Below are 15,892 nucleotides of genomic sequence, written 5' to 3' on the forward strand. Positions count from 1 at the left end.
CTGGAGACGTCGTCATCAAGCCCGTTCCCAGGCCAGTCACTACAGACGCCAAGCCGCGACCCAAGCATGATCGTGATCTACAGCTGGAGTACTAATTCGGATCCTGTATGACAGAGTGCCGGTATCATCTACGGCCCGGTCCGCCCGCGGCCGTCCCAGTCCCACGACTTCCTCGGCTCCAGGGTGCTGTTCAGGCCCCAGGAGAGCGGGTGTTCATCTCCCGTCGAGCCCGTTCCGGATCTTGGTCGACAGGAAGCCGGTTCCGTCGTCGTCGCCGTCGAGCGGGTAGACCATCACTCCGGCCATGCCCCTGTCCTTCGCGTACTTCGCCTTGTTGTGGACGACGGGCCCGTCGTCCACCGTCCAGAAGACCTTCTTGTTCTCGCTGTACAGCCAGGCGGAACCGCTCTCCAGGTCCTCGAAGCGCGTATAGGAGGATCCTTCGAGGTACGCGGCCCTGAGGTCCTTGAAGCTGACGATCCCCTTCTCATACATTTTGATATCCGGCTGCGAACCCACCTCGACCGGCCGCTCGGCGCTCTTGAACAGGCCGTCCTTGCTGCCGTTCTCGACCCCTGCCCAGCCCCGGGCGTAGTAGGGGATGCCGAGGTTGAGCTTGTGCAGGTTCCTGCCCTTGTCACCGGCCCAGGCGTCGACGGCGTCCTCCACGCACAGCGGGGGTTGCACGGGGTCGCTCTTGACCGCGTGGAGCGGGGACTGATGCCCTGTGATGTACGGGCTGGCGAAGGGCCCGCGGTAGTCGTACCCCTGGAGGTTGCCGAAGTCCAGGACGTCCATGATCGCCTGGACGTCCCAGCCGGCCTTGATGATCTCCGGGTCGGCCGGGAGGAAGGCGGTCAGCAGGAACCTCCCACCGACCGGCTTGTACTCGTGGACGTCGAGCTCGTCGAGCTGTTTGCGGAACTCCTTCAGCAGCTCCACGAGGTTCGCCCGGTCGTGGTCCTTGTCGTACGTGTTTCCGGTGAGCCCCTTGTCGCAGCCGGGCCACTCCCAGTCGATGTCGATGCCGTCGAAGATCCCGCGGGCCGCGCCGGTTCCGCCGTACTCCTGCTTCAGTCGGATGTCGGAGGCGTCCTGGTAGTTCTGCACCCAGATCTTCTCGGGAAGGTTTCCCTTGATGAACAGGTCGATGCACGAGGACACCAGTGCCTTCCTGCTCTCCGGCGTCTTCGCGGCAACCGAGAAGTTCCGGCTGAAGCTCCAACCGCCGAGCGAGACCAGGACCTTCAGGTCCTTGTGCTTGGCCTTGAGCTTCTTGAGCTGGTTGAAGTTGCCCATGAGCTGCTTCGCACCCCAGCCCGGGTCGTCGTTCCCGATGGGCTTCTGCTCCCCCGCGTTCTGGAACGGGGTGAGGTAGTCGGCGCCGGCGTCCGCGACGTTCACCGCGTCATCCGCTTTCCGCACCTCGTAGTCGGGGGCGTGTCTGACCTCTTCGAAGCAGCTGTAACCCCGATAGCCCTCCGGATAGGTATCCGACTCCTTGACGTCGCCGGAGGTGATGTTCTCGAACGCGTAGTTGAGGATGGTCAGCTTCGCCGCCGTCCCGTTGTCGTCGATGGTCTTCAGAAAGAACTTCTTTCCGTAGATACCCCATTGGGTGAAATAGCCGACGAATTCCACTGGTGACTCCCGGGTGTGTGCTGGGCCATGCCGAACGGGCGGAGGGTGGGTGTGCGTGGGGCAGCCGTCCGGAGGGAATGCCGTCCTGCATGGCTCGCAGATGCGCGTCGGCGCCGAGGCCGCGCGGGCGAAGGTCTCTCACGGGGGCTGGGACCTCCTTCATTGAGGCATCACGGGTAGCAGGCCGCATCCCAGCGCCGTCGGACCCTGCACTACTCGGGTGTATGCCGGCCGGCCGGCACCTCGCGGTGGAGCGGCTGTCACCGGATCCGAGCTATCGGGAGCACGATCAGCCCCGGGGGCACGGGATGCTCCGGGCCGCTGGGCGGACCCGGGTGCCGGGGGCGGGCGTCAGCCGCCGGCGCGCCGCGACGGCGGCCAGGGCGAGGGTTGCTTCGGTAGGGGCGAAGTCGCCCCCGATGCACGTGCGGGCTCCGACGGCGAAGGGCGCCAGGGCACCGCGGGGCGACCGGCGCACCCTGCCCGCCGTCCGCCACCGGTCGGGGCCGGCCCCAGGTCGGCGAGCAGCCAGTCGAGCGCCGACTCCTCGTGCAGGGCCGCGTTCACCGCCGTCATGGCGGCGGCCAGACCGGCATCCCAGCTCGCCTCCACCGGACCACCGGCGAGCGGGACGGGTGGGCTGCCCTGCGACCGGGCGTGGGCGGCGAGTTGTTCGTAGTCATGGGCCGCCATCCGCCACGGAAGGGCCGCGCAGCGCCGGACGACGCGATTGGCGAGGGCGATGCCCGGCCAGTCGAAGTCGCCGTGGTAGAGCAGCGGCAGGCCGGCGGCCGCAAGCCGGTCGAGCAGTTCCAGCACGACGGTGGAGGCGCTGCCGGAGGTGCAGACCAGGGTGGCCGCGCAGCGGGCTTCGGCCGCCGCCTCGACCACCCGGGGGTTCTCGCAGATGTACACCGGGGTGCTCGACGGAAGTTCGAGGTCCAGGGAGCGAAGTTCACGGAGCGTCAGATGCGTCTCCGCGTGGTGGTCGGCCCGTTCCCGGAGCGCCCGCTGGCGCCACCCCTGGCCCACCGGGCGCAGACCGTAGGTGAGCACGGTGCTCGACACCTCGTCAGGGACGACGGCGGCGGCCCGCCACAGGGCGCGGCGACCGGGTGCGTCCTCCGGCGGCTCGCTGCCCATGGCCCGCGCGAGGCCCCGGAGGACCAGTCGGGACAGCGCCGTATCGTCGTCCAGCCCGTGCGCGGTGCCGGTCACCCGGGTCGCCAGCTCCGCCCGCCCGTACGGCCCCGCCTCCTCGTCCCGGTCCGGCCGGAGCAGGTCCGGCCGGAGCAGGCCGAGGACCTGGATCGCCTGGCGGAGCAGGACCGTCGCGTCCTCCGGGGAGAGCCTGCCGACGGCGCCGCCGCGGCGCAGGTCGTCGAGCCAGTCACCCACCCAGTCCTGACCGGCGAGCGGGGAGGCGGCGACGGCCGCTTCGGCCGCCCCCCAGAGCGCGGCGCGCTCCTGCCGTCCGGTGTCCCGGGCCGCGCGCCGGTCGGTCAGCGGCGGCCCCAGCTGTTCGACGGCCGTGATCAACCCGCAGCCCGCCGCCGTGGATCGCAGCCGGGTGTCCAGGTCCGCGAGCCGGATCGTGGCGGCGCCCGTGGTGATCCGGCGGCCGAGCAGCAGCGACAGCGCCTCGCGCTCCGCCGCGCCGAGGCCGTCCAGCCGGAGGCTGCCGGCCAGCTGGAGTCCGTTGCGTTCCAGCCGGGTGCGGACCGCCGTCCACAGTCGGCCCAGCGCCGGCTGTGCCAGGAATCCCCGGGTCTGCGGGGGCAGAGTCACACGCTCACCAGCCGGCGGTTGCGCCCGTTCCAGGTGTAGTGCAGGGTGGCGACGCCGCGGACGTGCGGATCGCGCAGGCACTCGTAGATCTGGAGCGCCGGCACGTCGGGCCAGTTGCCCATCAGGCGCTCGCTGGTGAGGACGAAGTCGAGGTCGAGATCGACGAGGATCCGGCCGAGTCGGGCGTGGGTGGGCTCGTCGACCTTGGCGAAGGCGTCGTCCAGCAGGATCAGCCGGGGCGCGTGCGGGGCGCTCTCGGCCAGCGTGGTGAACTGCGCGGCGGCCGCGGCGAAGAGCGCGAGATAGGACAGGACGCGCTGCTCGCCCTGGCTGAGCCCGGTGCGCCCGGTGAACTTCCGCCGGCGCGTGGCCGAGGAGGCCTCGTCCAGCACCCACGGCTGGAAGGTGAACCAGGTCCGGTAGTCGAGCGCGGTGCGCAGATGGGCGGCGTAGCCGACGGCCGGGTCCGCGCGGCGCGCGTCCTCGATGCGGCGTTGCAGGACCTCCCGCAGTTGCTCCGACTGCTCGCGGGTCCGCAGACCGGACGGACTGCGGAGCAGGTCGACGGCGGCCCGCACATCGGCGTCGACGCTGTCGGCCAGCCGCCAGTCGAGCTCGATGCCGAGGCCGTGCGAGGTGCGCACGGAGTCCAGGGTGGCGTTGAGCGCGTCGACCAGCGCTCCCGCCGCGAGCAGCTGCGAGGCGAGGTGGTCGCCCAGCTCCCCGGTGAGGAAGCGCTGGAAGACCTCCCGCTCGCGTTCGGTCAACCGGGCTCGCGCGTCGGCGGCCCGGTTGGCGATGCGCTCGCCGACCAGCGCCACGTCGTGCGGCCCGGTGTCGTCGACGAGGCGGCAGATCTTGATGCCGTCGGGCTCCTCCAGCGTGGCGTCGTACCCTCCGGCGAGCTGGTCCCGCAGTTCGTTGAACCGGTTGAGCAACGTGGTGTCGGAGACGTCGCGGTGCTCGGGGTCGAGGCTGCGGCGCGCCGCGTCGACCAGGTCCTGGAGAGCTCGCAGCCTGGTCCTGGCGTCCTCGTGGGCCGGGTCCGGGATCGAGAGCTCGTCGACGTGCTCGCCGAGGACGGCTCCGCGCACGATGTCGGGCGTCGCCAGGGCGGTGCGCAGGGAACGCCCGCAGCGGATCACCTCGTCCTGCTGCGCCACGAGTTCGGCGCGCCTGGTCCGCTCGTCCTGTTCGGCGCGCACCACCTCGTCGTGCAGGCGCTCGGCCTGGCGCCGTGCCTTGGGCAGTTCCCCGCCGATCTCGTCGAGGCGCCGCACCACGGCCTGTTCCTCGGCGAGGATCTCCTGCTCGGTGGCTCCGACGGCGCTCTCCAGCTTCCGGATGTCCCGGCGGGCCGCCGTCAACCGGGCCACCCACCGCAGGTACTCCACGTCGGCCTCCTCCCGGGTGGTGCGGGCCCGGTCGTAGCTCCGGCGCTCCTCGCGGTGGGCGGCCAGGGCATCGGCGGCGGAGCCGATGCGTCGCCTGATCCGCCGGATGCCGTCGGCCAGGCCGTCCGACGCGGAGCGCACCACGGACAGCGCGTTCGGATCGGTCGGCAGGGCGTGCGCGGTGGCGGCGGCCTCGGCGTGACGGCGGGCCTCGACGCAGGCGGCCCGGGCGTCCTGGGCGGCGCGGGCCGCGAGCACGGCCGCTCGCTGGAGACCGTCCGCGATCCGTTGGGCTTCCTCCAGGTGCGCCCAGGCCCCGGTGAGAGCCTGACTGCTCGGCGGGCGCCGCAGCAGTTCGTCGATGCCGGTACGACGTCGCGTCAGCTCCGCGACGCGGGCGGCGGCCGCCGCCAGGTCGTGCTCGACCACGGCGATGCGCTCGCCGAGCTCGGCGATGCGCCGCCGGCGGGTCTCGGCCCGCACGGCGGCTCCCACGTACTCGGCCACGGGCTTCGCGTGGGCACCGCTCGCGATGCCGAGCCGCCACCGGCCGTCGGTGCTCACCGCGCCTCCCGGCGCGGCCGGGAGGTCGGCGCCTCCCGGCACGAGCGCGACCGCCGCCAGGATGCGGCCCACCTGATCGTCCGTCACACCGCTGCCGGGCACCGGAACCGGGCGCAGCGCGTCGGCGAGCGACGGGCCGCCGACCGGCCCGGCGGGGGTGAGCACGGTGTCCCGGGTCTGCGGGTCGAGCAGGACGCCGTCCGCGCGGACCCAGGCGTCGAGCAGTCCGGCCGCCTCCAACGCCGCTTCAAGGCCCGCCCGGTGGGCCTCGGGCAGGCCCGGCAGGAAGTCGACCAGCCGGTACAGCGGGGCGCCGCCGTCCGGGAGCCGGGGGGCGTCCCGCAGCGGCGGCCTCGGGGGCACGGGGTCGCTCCGCCGCTCCCAGCCGGCCCGCTCCTCCCGCAGCGCGTCGAGCGTGCGGGCGAGGCCGCCGGCCACCAGGGCCGCCTGTTCGCGCTGGTCCGCCAGCGCCTGCCGATGGGCCTCAAGTGCTTCGTAGGCGGCGGAACCCACCTCGTCCCCGACCGAGGCGGGCAGTGTCCGCTGCGCGAACGCGGCGTCCGTGGACGGGTCGCGGCGCACCGCCTCGCGCACGGCGTCGACCGGGCGACCGGTCCGGGCCTCCAGGAGCCCGGCCCACGCGTCGACCGCGGCCGCGTACGCCTCCCCCTGCGTGACGACCGCCGCCTGCCGGTCCGCCACCAGGGCGGCCGCGTCCTGGGCCTGCTCCGCCAGCCGCTCGTGCTCGGTGTCGGCCTCCCGGGCCGCCGTCCGCGCCTCCCGCACCGCCTCCAGCTGGGTGGCGAGTTCCGCCACCGCGCGGAGCCGGCTCTTGAGCACCGGCTCGGCGGCGGCGAGCTGGGCGTTCCAGGAGCGCAGAGCGGTGGCCAGGGCAGCGGTGTCGAAGGCCTCCACCCGCTCGTCGCGCAGGAGTTCGGTGCCACCGTCCGGATCGGCGCTCTCGTGCTCGGCCGCGGCGGCGAGCACCGAGACGGAGCCCGCCACCGGATCGCCGAGGTGTGCCGGTGCCAGGCCGGAGCGGTCGGCCAGCTCGCGGAGTTCACGGTGCGCGACGCCCAGCTCGCGGAGTTCACCGCCCGTGCGCTGGGCGCCGGCGGTGAGCGCGGCACCGGCCGCCAGCTGCGCGCCGTGCGCCAGCCGGAACGCCGAGTGGCTGGCTCCGGCCGTCGCGTGGACCGCCTCGACCGTGCGCCGCCGCTCGCCGAGTTCGGACAGGCTCCGGTAGCCCGCACTCGTCCGCAGGGTGACGAGATCCGCCTGGGCGCTGCCCTGCTCCTCGGCCAGCTGCTCGTGGCGCTCCCGGGCCTCGCCCTCCTCGCCCCGGAATTCGGCCAGCCGCCGGGTCGCCTCCCCGGCGGCCAGGCGCCGATCGGCGAGCTTGCGGAGTTCCGCGACGACCTCGCCCGAACGTCGGCGCAGGGCTCCGTGGAGGTAGCCGCGGTAGCTCCCCAGGAACCGGTGCAGCGCCTCGTTGGTCCGTTCCAGCCGCCCGAGGTCCGTACGGACGCTGTCGAGGTCGTCGAGGTTGCGCGCGACGTTGTCGATCACGTCGTCGTCCAGTGCGGGGAGGGTCTCGCCGAGCACGGTCACCAGGCCGCCGGATTCGATGCGGTCGCCGGTCGTCGGGCGGCGCAGCCGGTGCAGCAGGTGGATGAGGTTGCGGTAGCGCGGGGCGTCGGTCAGCCCGAACAGCTCACGGGCCACCCTGGTCCGGTGGTCGCGGGCGCTGTCCAGCACGGTGCCCGCACCGACGGCGGCGCGCAGCCGGTCGAGCGGCAACGGCTGGCCGGACTCGACCAGCTGGAGGTCCGCCCCGATCCGCATCGCGGTCGTGAAGAAGAACGGTGTGGCCGAGTTGGTGGACTTCGAGGCGCGCACGGCGGCGCCGACCGTCAGGTACCGCTCGGCCCCCTCCTCGTCGGTGCGGCGGAACTCGACCCACAGATAGCCCAGCCGGTTGGTCTGTTCGAAGCCGTCGAGCATCAGCCAGGCCAGGGTGGTGCGGCCGGTCCCCGTCGCGTCGAGGGCGCGGGCGTCGCCGTCGAGCAGGTAGGGCAGCAGCATCTCCAGCGCCTTGGACTTGCCCGCACCGTTCTTGCCGCGCAGCAGCAGACGGCCTTCGCCGAACGCGAACTCCTGCTGGTCGTACTGCCAGACGTTGAGAATCCCGGCACGGTTGAGCCGGAAGCGGTGCGGGGCCGCGTGCTGCGGGGCCGGGTGGGCCGCGTGCGGTGGGGCCGGGTGGGCCGGACGGCGGTTCACGAAGCGGGCTCTCCCTGTCGGTCGGGCTGCGGTGCCCGTTGAGCGGCGTGCTTGATCGAGACGGTCGTGGCGTAGCGGCCGGCCGCGGCGAGCAGGACCCACTCGCCCGCGACCGCCCTGCGGGCCGCCGCCACGTCGGTGACGGGCCGTCCCTCGGGGGCGGTGGTCTCGTACTGCGCCGGCACGCCGTGGCCGTCGGCGCGCAGCGACCCGGCCGGGGCCACCAGTCGCATGTGACCGAGGAGTTCGAGGGCATCGGCCCTCAGCAGGGCCGGACTGTCCAGGTAGCCGCGCTGCCAGTTGGCACGCCGCCCGTACTGTTCGACCAGTTCGCCGAGGATCTCGCCGACCAGGCCGGGCGGTATCGGCACGCCGATGGTGAGGCGGCCGCCGACCGCCGGATGGCCCGCCTCATCGGGCCGCAGCCGTCGCACCAGCCGGTCGACCAGCAGGAGCGCGGCCTGCGCGACCGTCCCGGTGCCCGGGAGCCGGACGTCGGTCAGCTCGTCGTCCGGGTCGATCATCGCGACGCCCTCGGCCCGGATCTCGGCTTCCAGACCGAGCAGTTCGACGAACGCCTCGGCCTCCCGCCGCTGCCTGGTCCGCAGCCAGTCGCGCTCCGCGTCGGTGAGCTCGTCGAGGTAGACGACCGGGGTCTCGACCAGTCGGCGGCGTACGTAGGTGCGCGGCCCACCGAAACCGGGATCGGCGGACCGCCGCACGAGGTCCGCGCCATCGACGCTCTGCGTCAGCGGCCCGGCGACCATCGAGCGGGCGATCTCCCGGTTGACGGTCAGCAGGGCCTCACCGCCGGCCTCCGCGGCGACCGAGCCGACGCTGCCCTCGGTCTCGGACAGCGCGCCCCAGTCGACGAGTTGGCGTAGCGCGGCCGCCAGGGTCCGCTTCTCCACCGGCCGACCGGAGTCCTCGACGACGAGACCGGCGTCGGCCGCCGCCGCCCGGACATCGGTGACCAGCTGGGAGAGCAGGACCTGCTCGGGTGCGGTCACCAGGACGGAGAGGGCCAGCGCCAGGTAGGCGTAGGTCCGCGGCGAGAACGGCGTACCGGTCGAACGCTCCAGTCGGTGACCGGAACCCGGCCCGAGGCCGGCCTTGAAGAGCCGCGCGAAGGAAGCCTCCACGAGGAGTCGGTACCCGAGCACCTGCTGGAACCGCTGGGCCAGCCAGTCCGCGTGCCGGCGCACCAGCGGGAAGACGTCGGCGTGCGGCCCGTCGGCGGTGACCAGCGGGTGGCGCAGCAGCAGGCGGGCAGCACTGCGCCGCTCGGCGGCGAGCGCGACGTCGTGGGCGGAGGGCAGCGCCACTACGCGCTCACCTCCACGCCGGCCGCCGCCTCGCACACGGTGACCGCGACCTCCACGTCGTCCACCGCCTCGCACACGGTGACCGCGACCTCCACGTCGTCCACCGCCTCGCACACGGTGACCGCGATCTCCACGTCGTCCACCGCCAGGTCACCGTCCACCGAGCGCAGCACGGTCCGCGTGCCCACCGCCCGGCGCAACGTCAGGCGCAGATCGAGTTCGGCGTCGACGGCCTGGGCGTCCTCCAGACCGAACCCGGGCGGCGCCGTCGGGTCCGCCCACCGCAGCCTGGAGTTCCCGAGCGCCGAGGTCAGCAGCTCCAGCAGCAGGCCCATCGCGGCGGCACTCAGCCGCAGCTGCCCGAACCGCCCGGACGCGCTGCGCAGTTCGTCGGCGGCCGCCTGGCGGGCGGCGGCCTGCCCACGGGCCTGTTCGAGCAGCCTGGCCTTCTGCTCGGAGTGGTCCTCGACAGCCGCGGACCGGCCCCGCTGCGCCCGGCTGCCGCGCTCGCGCAGCGCCACCGGGACCTCGACGGCCGGGCCGCTCCACCAACTCACGTACGCGGGCACCGTGCCGTCGGGATCCGGTGCCACGCCCAGGTGCCGCGCGCTGTAGAGCCCGAACGCCGCCACCGCCAGGTCGTGGGCCTCCTCGGGGTCGGCGGCGTCGAACCACGCCGCGAGCCGCAGCAGGTCCCGGCGGCGGGACATCTCCCCCGCCGCCGAGCGCAGCATCCGCTTGGCGTTGGCCAGCAGTGACTGCAGCGCGCGCAGGGTCGCGTCCCGGAGCTGATCCACCTGGCTGCCGCGTCCGTCGGTGTCCACGAACCACCCGCGCAGGCCCTCCCAGTCCGCCAGCTCGCGCCCGCGGCTGCGCTGCACCCGGGTCTCCGGCAGGCCACCGGTCGGCGCACCCAGCCCCGGGGCATGAGCACCGATCAGTTCCAGGAGCCCCGGCAGGTCGGGCCAGAGCTGGGCCAGGCCGGCCGCGATCCTCGGCGAGCGGAACGCCACCTCCTCGGTGATCGCCTCCACGTAGTCGAGCAGCAGTTCCTTGAAGCCCTGGTACTCGGCACCGTCCAGGTCGTACCGGGCGAGCACCTGGCCGAGGTAGGCGTAGAAGTCCCGCACCGACTCGGCGAACTCGGCGAACTGCACGAACAGCGTGCTGACCTTCTCCAACGCCTCCTGCGGATCGGCCCCGCCCGGCGTTCGGACGGCCGCCACGATGTCCCGCAGCCCACGGTCCACCAGCGTCAGCAGTTCGCTGCTGACCTCGCGCGCCGCGTCGGCACTCGCCAGCACCTCCTCGGCGTCGCGCTGCACCTGCTCGCCGGGCTTGGAGAGCTGGTACCGGGCCCGGGTGCGCTGGTACTCGGCGATGCTGGCGGCCCTCACCGTGTGACTGCTGCGCAGCAGGTTCCCCCACTTCACCAACTGCTCCAGCCGCGCCGTGAGGACCTCGGCGTCGAGCCGCCCCTGCCGCTCCCCGTCCCGCGCGAGCCTGGCCAGCACGTCCGGCACGGCGAGGTCCGCGAGCAGCGTCGAGCAGAACACCCGCATCACGGCCACGTATTCGAGGCGCTCGGGAGCAGTCAGGTAGGAGTACACGGCAAGGCGCTGCCAGGCGTCGCCCTCGGGCGGCTGCGGGTCGGCGGGGTCGTACGCGTGGTCAGGGACGGCGTGCTCCATGACACCGAGCGTACGAGACACCGCGGACGCCCCTGCCCGGATCCCCCGAATCTCCCGCGGTCCGACCGGCGTGAGCTCCGCGGCGCCCCAGACGGAGGGCGCGTCAGCCGAGCGGGTGGAGCACCCACTCGGCTGTCCCCGCCAGGCAGTCCACTCGGCCCCGGCTCCCGCCACGAGGCGCCGAACCTGCTGGCGGCCGTCACCGGCGGTGACTCGGGCGGTGACTCGGACGGCGACTCGGACGGCGACTCGGGTGAAAGCCGCAAGCGTTACATTGAGGATGAAAGGGACCGCAGATCCCGAACGGGGTGGCTGATGCACTCGATCACCGACTGGCTGGACGGTCTGTCCGGCCCGATCGTGTGCGCGGTCGTCGCCGCGCTCGTCTTCGCCGAGGACGCCCTCTTCTTCAGCTTCGTCATCCCCGGCGAGAGCGCCGCCGTCCTCGGCGGTTTCCTCGCGCACCAGGGCAGGGTGTCCATCGGCTGGCTGGTCCTCGCCGTGGTCGGCGCGGCCGTCCTGGGGGACTCCGTCGCCTACGAGATCGGCCGCCGCATCGGCCCGGCGGTCCTCGGCACCCGCCCGCTGCGACGCCACGAGGCGCAGGTCGGCAGAGCACGTGACCTGATCCGCCGACGGGGGCCGGCCGCCGTCTTCTTCGGCCGCTTCGTCGCCTTCTTCCGCCCCGTCGTGCCCACCCTGGCCGGCGCCTCCCACCTGCCGTACCGCCGTTTCCTCCTCTTCAACGCCCTCGGCGGCCTCGTCTGGGGCATCGGGTTCCCCCTCCTCGGCTACTTCGCCGGGGCCGCCTACACCAAGGTCGAGGGCACCGTCGGCCGCACCGTCGCCGCCCTGCTCGCCGTGGTGGTCGTCATCGCCCTCATCGTCCGGTGCGTGCGCCGACGCAGGTCCGCGGCCCGTACGCCGTCCCCCGGGGGCCGGGACGAGGAGCACTGACACCGGGACGGGCCCTGCGGAGAGCACGGCGCGCTGCCGGAGGAGCAACCGAATCCGTTCCGCTGCGGGCCGGAGGGTTTGCCCGGCCCGCGGAGCGGTACACGCGACTGATGGGTGTGGCCGGAGAAGCGACGGCTCCGCCACTCCCGGACGGCTCCGGCATCGACCGTCGAACGGCCGGGCCGCCCCTCCTGACAACCGTCCCCGTCACCACCCGGGAGGACCTCGTGATCGTCCTCGGCGTCATCCTGCTCATCATCGGTTTCGTCACCGGGATCTCGATCCTGTGGACCATCGGCATCATCCTCGCCATCATCGGCCTCGTCCTGTGGATCGCGGGCTCCGTCGGGCACGCCGTCGGCGGGCGTCGCCACTACTTCTGATCCACCCGTCCCACTTCCGATCCACCCGCTCCCGCCCACTGCTCCACCCGTCCACCGGCTCGTGCGGCTGTCGGCGCCGACACCACGCAGGTGCCGACGCTGACAGCCGCACGGTGCCGTCCTCCTCCCTCAGCGGCGGTGGCGGCCGCCGCGGCGACCGGAGGCCGCGGCCACGCCCGGGGCGGGGAGGAACAGGCGGGCGACCTCGCGGCCCAGGTTCACGCCGATGGCCACGGCCATCGCCGTGGCCGTGGCGCGCCCGACGCCGCCGAGCCCGATCTCGGGCTCGCCCCGGACGAAGGCGAGCAGCCCGAAGTACAGCAGCGAGCCGGGCAGCAGCGGCCCCAGGGCCGCGGTGACGTACGGCAGTGAGGAGCTTCCCCGGTACCGGGCCATGAGCTGGCCGGACAGGCCCACCAGCCCGGCGGCGAGGCCGGTGGCCATGATGGGCCCGCCACCGGCGTTGACCAGCACGCCGTACGTCGTCCAGCCGACCCCGCTGTTGAGCAGGACGGCCGGGAGCGTGCCCGGCTCGGTGTTGAGCAGCACCGCGAAGGCCAGGGTGAGCAGGAGCGCCGCCACCAGTTGGAGCGGCGGGTTCGACGCCGCGACGGGGACGGGCTGGGCCGCCAGGTCGGCGCCGTTGTTGACGCCGATGTAGAGCACGGTCATCACCCCGACCACCACGCCGGCCATCAGGTACAGCGTCTCCAGCAGGCGGGCGGCGGCGGTGAGGTAGAAGCCCGCGAGGCCGTCCTGCGCCGCCGCCACCATGGGCCATCCGGGCAGGAGCGTGTACAGCCCTCCGGTGATCACCACCGATCCGCGCAGGTGCAGCCCGTTGAAGGACAGCAGGATGCCGATCACCGCCGCCGGGGTCGCGGCCGTCGCGATCCGGTAGAACTCCGGGAGGTCGTGGCGTCCGACCAGCGCCGAGAGCCGGTCGCCCGCCAGCGCCGCGGCGACGGCGCTGACGAACACCAGCCAGGCCCGGGCGTCGGCCCGGCCGCCGACCAGCAGCGTCGCGGCGCCGGCCAGCAGGCCGGAGGACAGGACCAGGAGCCAGGAGGGGTAACGGCGGCAGTGCCGGCGCACGGCCCTCACCCGGCGGTGGGCGTCGTCGACGACGAGTCCGCCGATCGTGATCTCGGTGACCAGCCGGAAGAGCACGGCCAGCCGCGCGTAGTCCCCGGCCGGGTGGCGCACGGACCGCTCGACCGTCACCGGCGGCTCCGAAGGGCCCTGCTGGTACGAGATCGCCACCCGGGTGAAGGTGACCTGGGGATCGCAGGGCTGGGCCCGGTAGGCCTGCGCGACGGCGAGCATGGCGGCCTCGACGTCCTCCGCGGCCTCGCCACAGGCCAGCATCAACTCGCCCACCAGCAGCGCGAGGTCCAGGACCGCGGCCACCTCGGCCGGCCCCAGGTCGTCCGCGCCGGGTTCGCCGGTCACCAGCGGGCGGTCGGTCGTCGGGGTGCGCAGCAGCGGCAGCATCAGGTCCGGCCAGGCCACCGCGGCGTCGACATCGGTGGATCCGCTCTCCGCCCCGGCCGGCGCCGCCCGGCCGGGCGGTCTGCCTTCCTCGGGGGCGGGGTCGACCCCTGGGGCCTCCTCCGCACTCGCCTGCGGCGGGACCCTTCCGGTCCGGCTCGCCGGCCCGTCGGCCTCAGCCCGCACGCCGAACTGTTCGTGTTCCGGCATCGTCGCTCCTTGCAACACCCCCCCCATTTCGATGACCTTTCGCACTCAATCGACTACCCGCAGCCATCATTTCGTGAACGTCCCGCTCGGAGCGCGGAGGGCCGTGCACGCCCGGCGGCCGTGAGCCCGCCGAACGCCGGGATGCCGGGATGCCGGGGTGCCGGGATGCCGGGGTGCCGGGATGCCGGGATGCCGGGGTGCTGGGGTGCTGGGGTGCTCAGGCGAAGCCCGGGCAACCGCCGGGTGTCGGCTGTCGGCCGTCGGGTGCCGACCACCACCGTGCTATCCCGCGCTGCGCGGCGACAGCCGTCGTGTGATCCGGTCGAACAGCTCCGTCAGCGGCTCGCCGAGGTCCCGACCGAACTCGGTCAGCCCGTAGGTGACCTGGGGCGGCGTCGTCGGCTCGACCTTCCGCCAGACCAGGCCGTCCTGGACCAGCGCGCGCAGGGTCTGGGCGAGCATCTTCTCGCTGATGCCCCGGATGCTCTCGCGCAGCTCGTAGAACCGGAGGTCGTTGCTCCGCAAGGAGATCAACACCCAGACACCCCACCTGCTCGTCACGTGGTCGACCACATCGCGCGCGGGGCAGTCGGTGTGAAACACCTCATACCGCTCCCCCGCCTCGGCCCCCGTGTGCTGCACGCTTCCCGTCACGTGATGAGCTTACCTCCAGGTATGTCCTTACCAAACGTTAGCCCGGCTCCTACCGTGAAGGCCACAGAGCGCATCGAACGAGGAGCTGATCATGATCGTGGTGACCGGGGCTACCGGGAATGTGGGCCGGCCGTTGACGCTGGCGTTGGCCGAGGCGGGCCAGCAGGTGACGGCGGTGTCGCGGCACGCGGCGGCGGTGCCGGACGGCGTCCGCCACCTGGCGGCCGACCTGGCCGAGCCGGCCGGCCTTGAGCCCGCGCTGACCGGGGCGAAGGCGCTGTTCCTGCTGCTGTCCGGCGACCTGCACGCCGCCGGAGCCAGCCCGGCCGACATCATCGGCCTGGCCGCGGCCAGCGGGGTCCGCCGGGTCGTCCTGCTCTCCACCCAGGGCGTGGCGACCAGGCCCTTCGGCGCAACGCGGATCGCGATGCGAGCGCTGGAGGACGCGCTGCGGGGGTCCGGCCTGGAGTGGGCCGTCCTGCGGCCGGGCGGTTTCGCCTCCAACGCCCTGTGGTGGGCCGAGTCCGTCCGCACGCAGCGGGTCGTCGCCGCGCCCTTCGGCGACGTCGGGGTGCCAATCATCGACCCGGCGGACATCGCCGAGGTCGCGGCGGCCTGTCTGCTGGACGACCGGCACACCGGCGGCGTGTACGAGCTGACCGGCCCGGAGGTGATCACACCGCGCCAGCAGGCGCAGGCCATCGCCGCCGCGCTGGGCTCGCCGGTACGGTTCCACGACCTCACCCGCGACGAGGCCAAGGCCGCCATGGCCCAGGGCATGCCGGCGGAACTCGCCGAGGACACCCTGGACATCCTCGGCGCCCCGAGCCCGGCCGAGCTGCGCGTCAGCCCGGACGTCCAACGGGTCCTCGGCCGCGCCCCGCGCCCCTTCGCCGACTGGGCCGCGCGCAACATCGCCGCGTTCCGCTGAGTCCGCTCGGCGCCGCTCCAGCCCGCGGCGTCCTGACGGAGCTGCCCGGTGTCCACGGAACCGCCCCAGGCCGACCCGGCCGACACCGCACCCGCAGCGACCACACCCGTTGACTCCGCACCGACTGACCGGCGACGGCCACGACTGACGGCTGACGGCTGACGGCTGACTCCGGACGTTCCGGGTGTGGAACCGCCGTTCCCGGGCAGACGCCGTCCGGGGCGGACCGAGCCCCCACTTACCGAGAGGAGTGATCCGATGGGTACCAAGGACAAGCTGCGCAACGCGGCCGAGAAGGTCCACGGCAAGGCCAAGGAGGCCGCCGGACGGGCCACCGGCGACCGTGTCGTCGAGGCCGAGGGCCGGGGCAAGCAGGTCAAGAGCGACCTGAAGCAGGCCGGCGAGAAGATCAAGGACGTCGGAAAGGACTGAGCCGGCGCACGCCGGCCGCGTCCACGCGGCCGCCGACCCGCCCCGGTCACCCTGCCCGCCTCCGTGCCCACAGCCCACGACCCGCGGCCCCGTCGTCGAACGGCGGGGCCGCGGCGTTTCGCGTCATCCTCCTCGGCAGCCCGAACCA

At 73.4% G+C, this 15,892-nt stretch carries 11 protein-coding genes and 1 pseudogene; 4 read left to right on the top strand and 8 right to left on the bottom strand.

The window, feature by feature from the left end:
- Positions 1-213 precede the first annotated feature (213 nt).
- From ACIPLC_RS34345 to ACIPLC_RS34370, 6 genes and pseudogenes are all read right to left on the bottom strand, one after another.
- Complete coding sequence (locus ACIPLC_RS34345) at positions 214-1,641, bottom strand: glycoside hydrolase family 18 protein (RefSeq protein WP_400476964.1); 1,428 nt, start codon at positions 1,639-1,641, stop codon at positions 214-216.
- Positions 1,642-1,930: 289 nt separating this feature from the next.
- Positions 1,931-2,119 (bottom strand): cytochrome P450, encoded by a 189-nt coding sequence (locus tag ACIPLC_RS34350; RefSeq protein WP_400476965.1) that lies wholly within the window; start codon positions 2,117-2,119, stop codon positions 1,931-1,933.
- Positions 2,120-2,166: 47 nt separating this feature from the next.
- Positions 2,167-3,510: pseudogene (locus tag ACIPLC_RS34355) on the bottom strand (TIGR02679 family protein); the annotation flags it as partial.
- Positions 3,426-7,670: a TIGR02680 family protein gene (locus ACIPLC_RS34360; protein ID WP_400476966.1), complete on the bottom strand. Its 4,245-nt coding sequence runs from the start codon at positions 7,668-7,670 to the stop codon at positions 3,426-3,428. The gene ACIPLC_RS34360 and the pseudogene ACIPLC_RS34355, both read right to left, overlap by 85 nt.
- Entirely contained in the window at positions 7,667-8,995 is a 1,329-nt protein-coding gene (locus ACIPLC_RS34365; protein WP_400476967.1) for a TIGR02678 family protein, read from the bottom strand. Before ACIPLC_RS34365 ends, ACIPLC_RS34360 begins: the two co-directional genes overlap by 4 nt.
- Entirely contained in the window at positions 8,995-10,686 is a 1,692-nt protein-coding gene (locus ACIPLC_RS34370) for a TIGR02677 family protein (protein ID WP_400476968.1), read from the bottom strand. The genes ACIPLC_RS34365 and ACIPLC_RS34370 overlap by 1 nt, the downstream gene beginning before the upstream one ends.
- A gap of 315 nt (positions 10,687-11,001) precedes the next feature.
- On the opposite strand from ACIPLC_RS34370, the gene ACIPLC_RS34375 reads away from it, so the two are divergent.
- Positions 11,002-11,643, top strand: coding sequence for a DedA family protein (locus tag ACIPLC_RS34375; protein ID WP_400476969.1), 642 nt, complete (start codon positions 11,002-11,004; stop codon positions 11,641-11,643).
- Positions 11,644-11,870: 227 nt separating this feature from the next.
- A complete protein-coding gene (locus ACIPLC_RS34380) occupies positions 11,871-12,026 on the top strand; it encodes a DUF6131 family protein (RefSeq protein ID WP_400477002.1) in 156 nt (51 codons plus the stop codon).
- 129 nt (positions 12,027-12,155) lie between these two features.
- Here ACIPLC_RS34380 and ACIPLC_RS34385 read toward each other — a convergent pair whose 3' ends face one another.
- Together ACIPLC_RS34385 and ACIPLC_RS34390 are read right to left on the bottom strand one after the other, a co-directional pair.
- Positions 12,156-13,727: a threonine/serine exporter family protein gene (locus ACIPLC_RS34385; RefSeq protein ID WP_400476970.1), complete on the bottom strand. Its 1,572-nt coding sequence runs from the start codon at positions 13,725-13,727 to the stop codon at positions 12,156-12,158.
- A gap of 282 nt (positions 13,728-14,009) precedes the next feature.
- A complete protein-coding gene (locus ACIPLC_RS34390) occupies positions 14,010-14,381 on the bottom strand; it encodes a winged helix-turn-helix transcriptional regulator (protein ID WP_400476971.1) in 372 nt (123 codons plus the stop codon).
- 91 nt (positions 14,382-14,472) lie between these two features.
- Between ACIPLC_RS34390 and ACIPLC_RS34395 the strand changes: the two genes are divergently transcribed.
- Both ACIPLC_RS34395 and ACIPLC_RS34400 read left to right on the top strand, forming a co-directional pair.
- Complete coding sequence (locus ACIPLC_RS34395) at positions 14,473-15,312, top strand: SDR family oxidoreductase (protein WP_400476972.1); 840 nt, start codon at positions 14,473-14,475, stop codon at positions 15,310-15,312.
- 258 nt (positions 15,313-15,570) lie between these two features.
- Positions 15,571-15,744 carry a CsbD family protein gene (locus ACIPLC_RS34400; protein WP_400476973.1) on the top strand — a complete coding sequence of 58 codons (174 nt, stop codon included), beginning with the start codon at positions 15,571-15,573 and terminating at the stop codon, positions 15,742-15,744.
- Positions 15,745-15,892 lie beyond the last annotated feature (148 nt).

It is taken from the genome of Kitasatospora sp. NPDC086801, from assembly GCF_044745805.1.
Lineage (GTDB): Bacteria > Actinomycetota > Actinomycetes > Streptomycetales > Streptomycetaceae > Kitasatospora.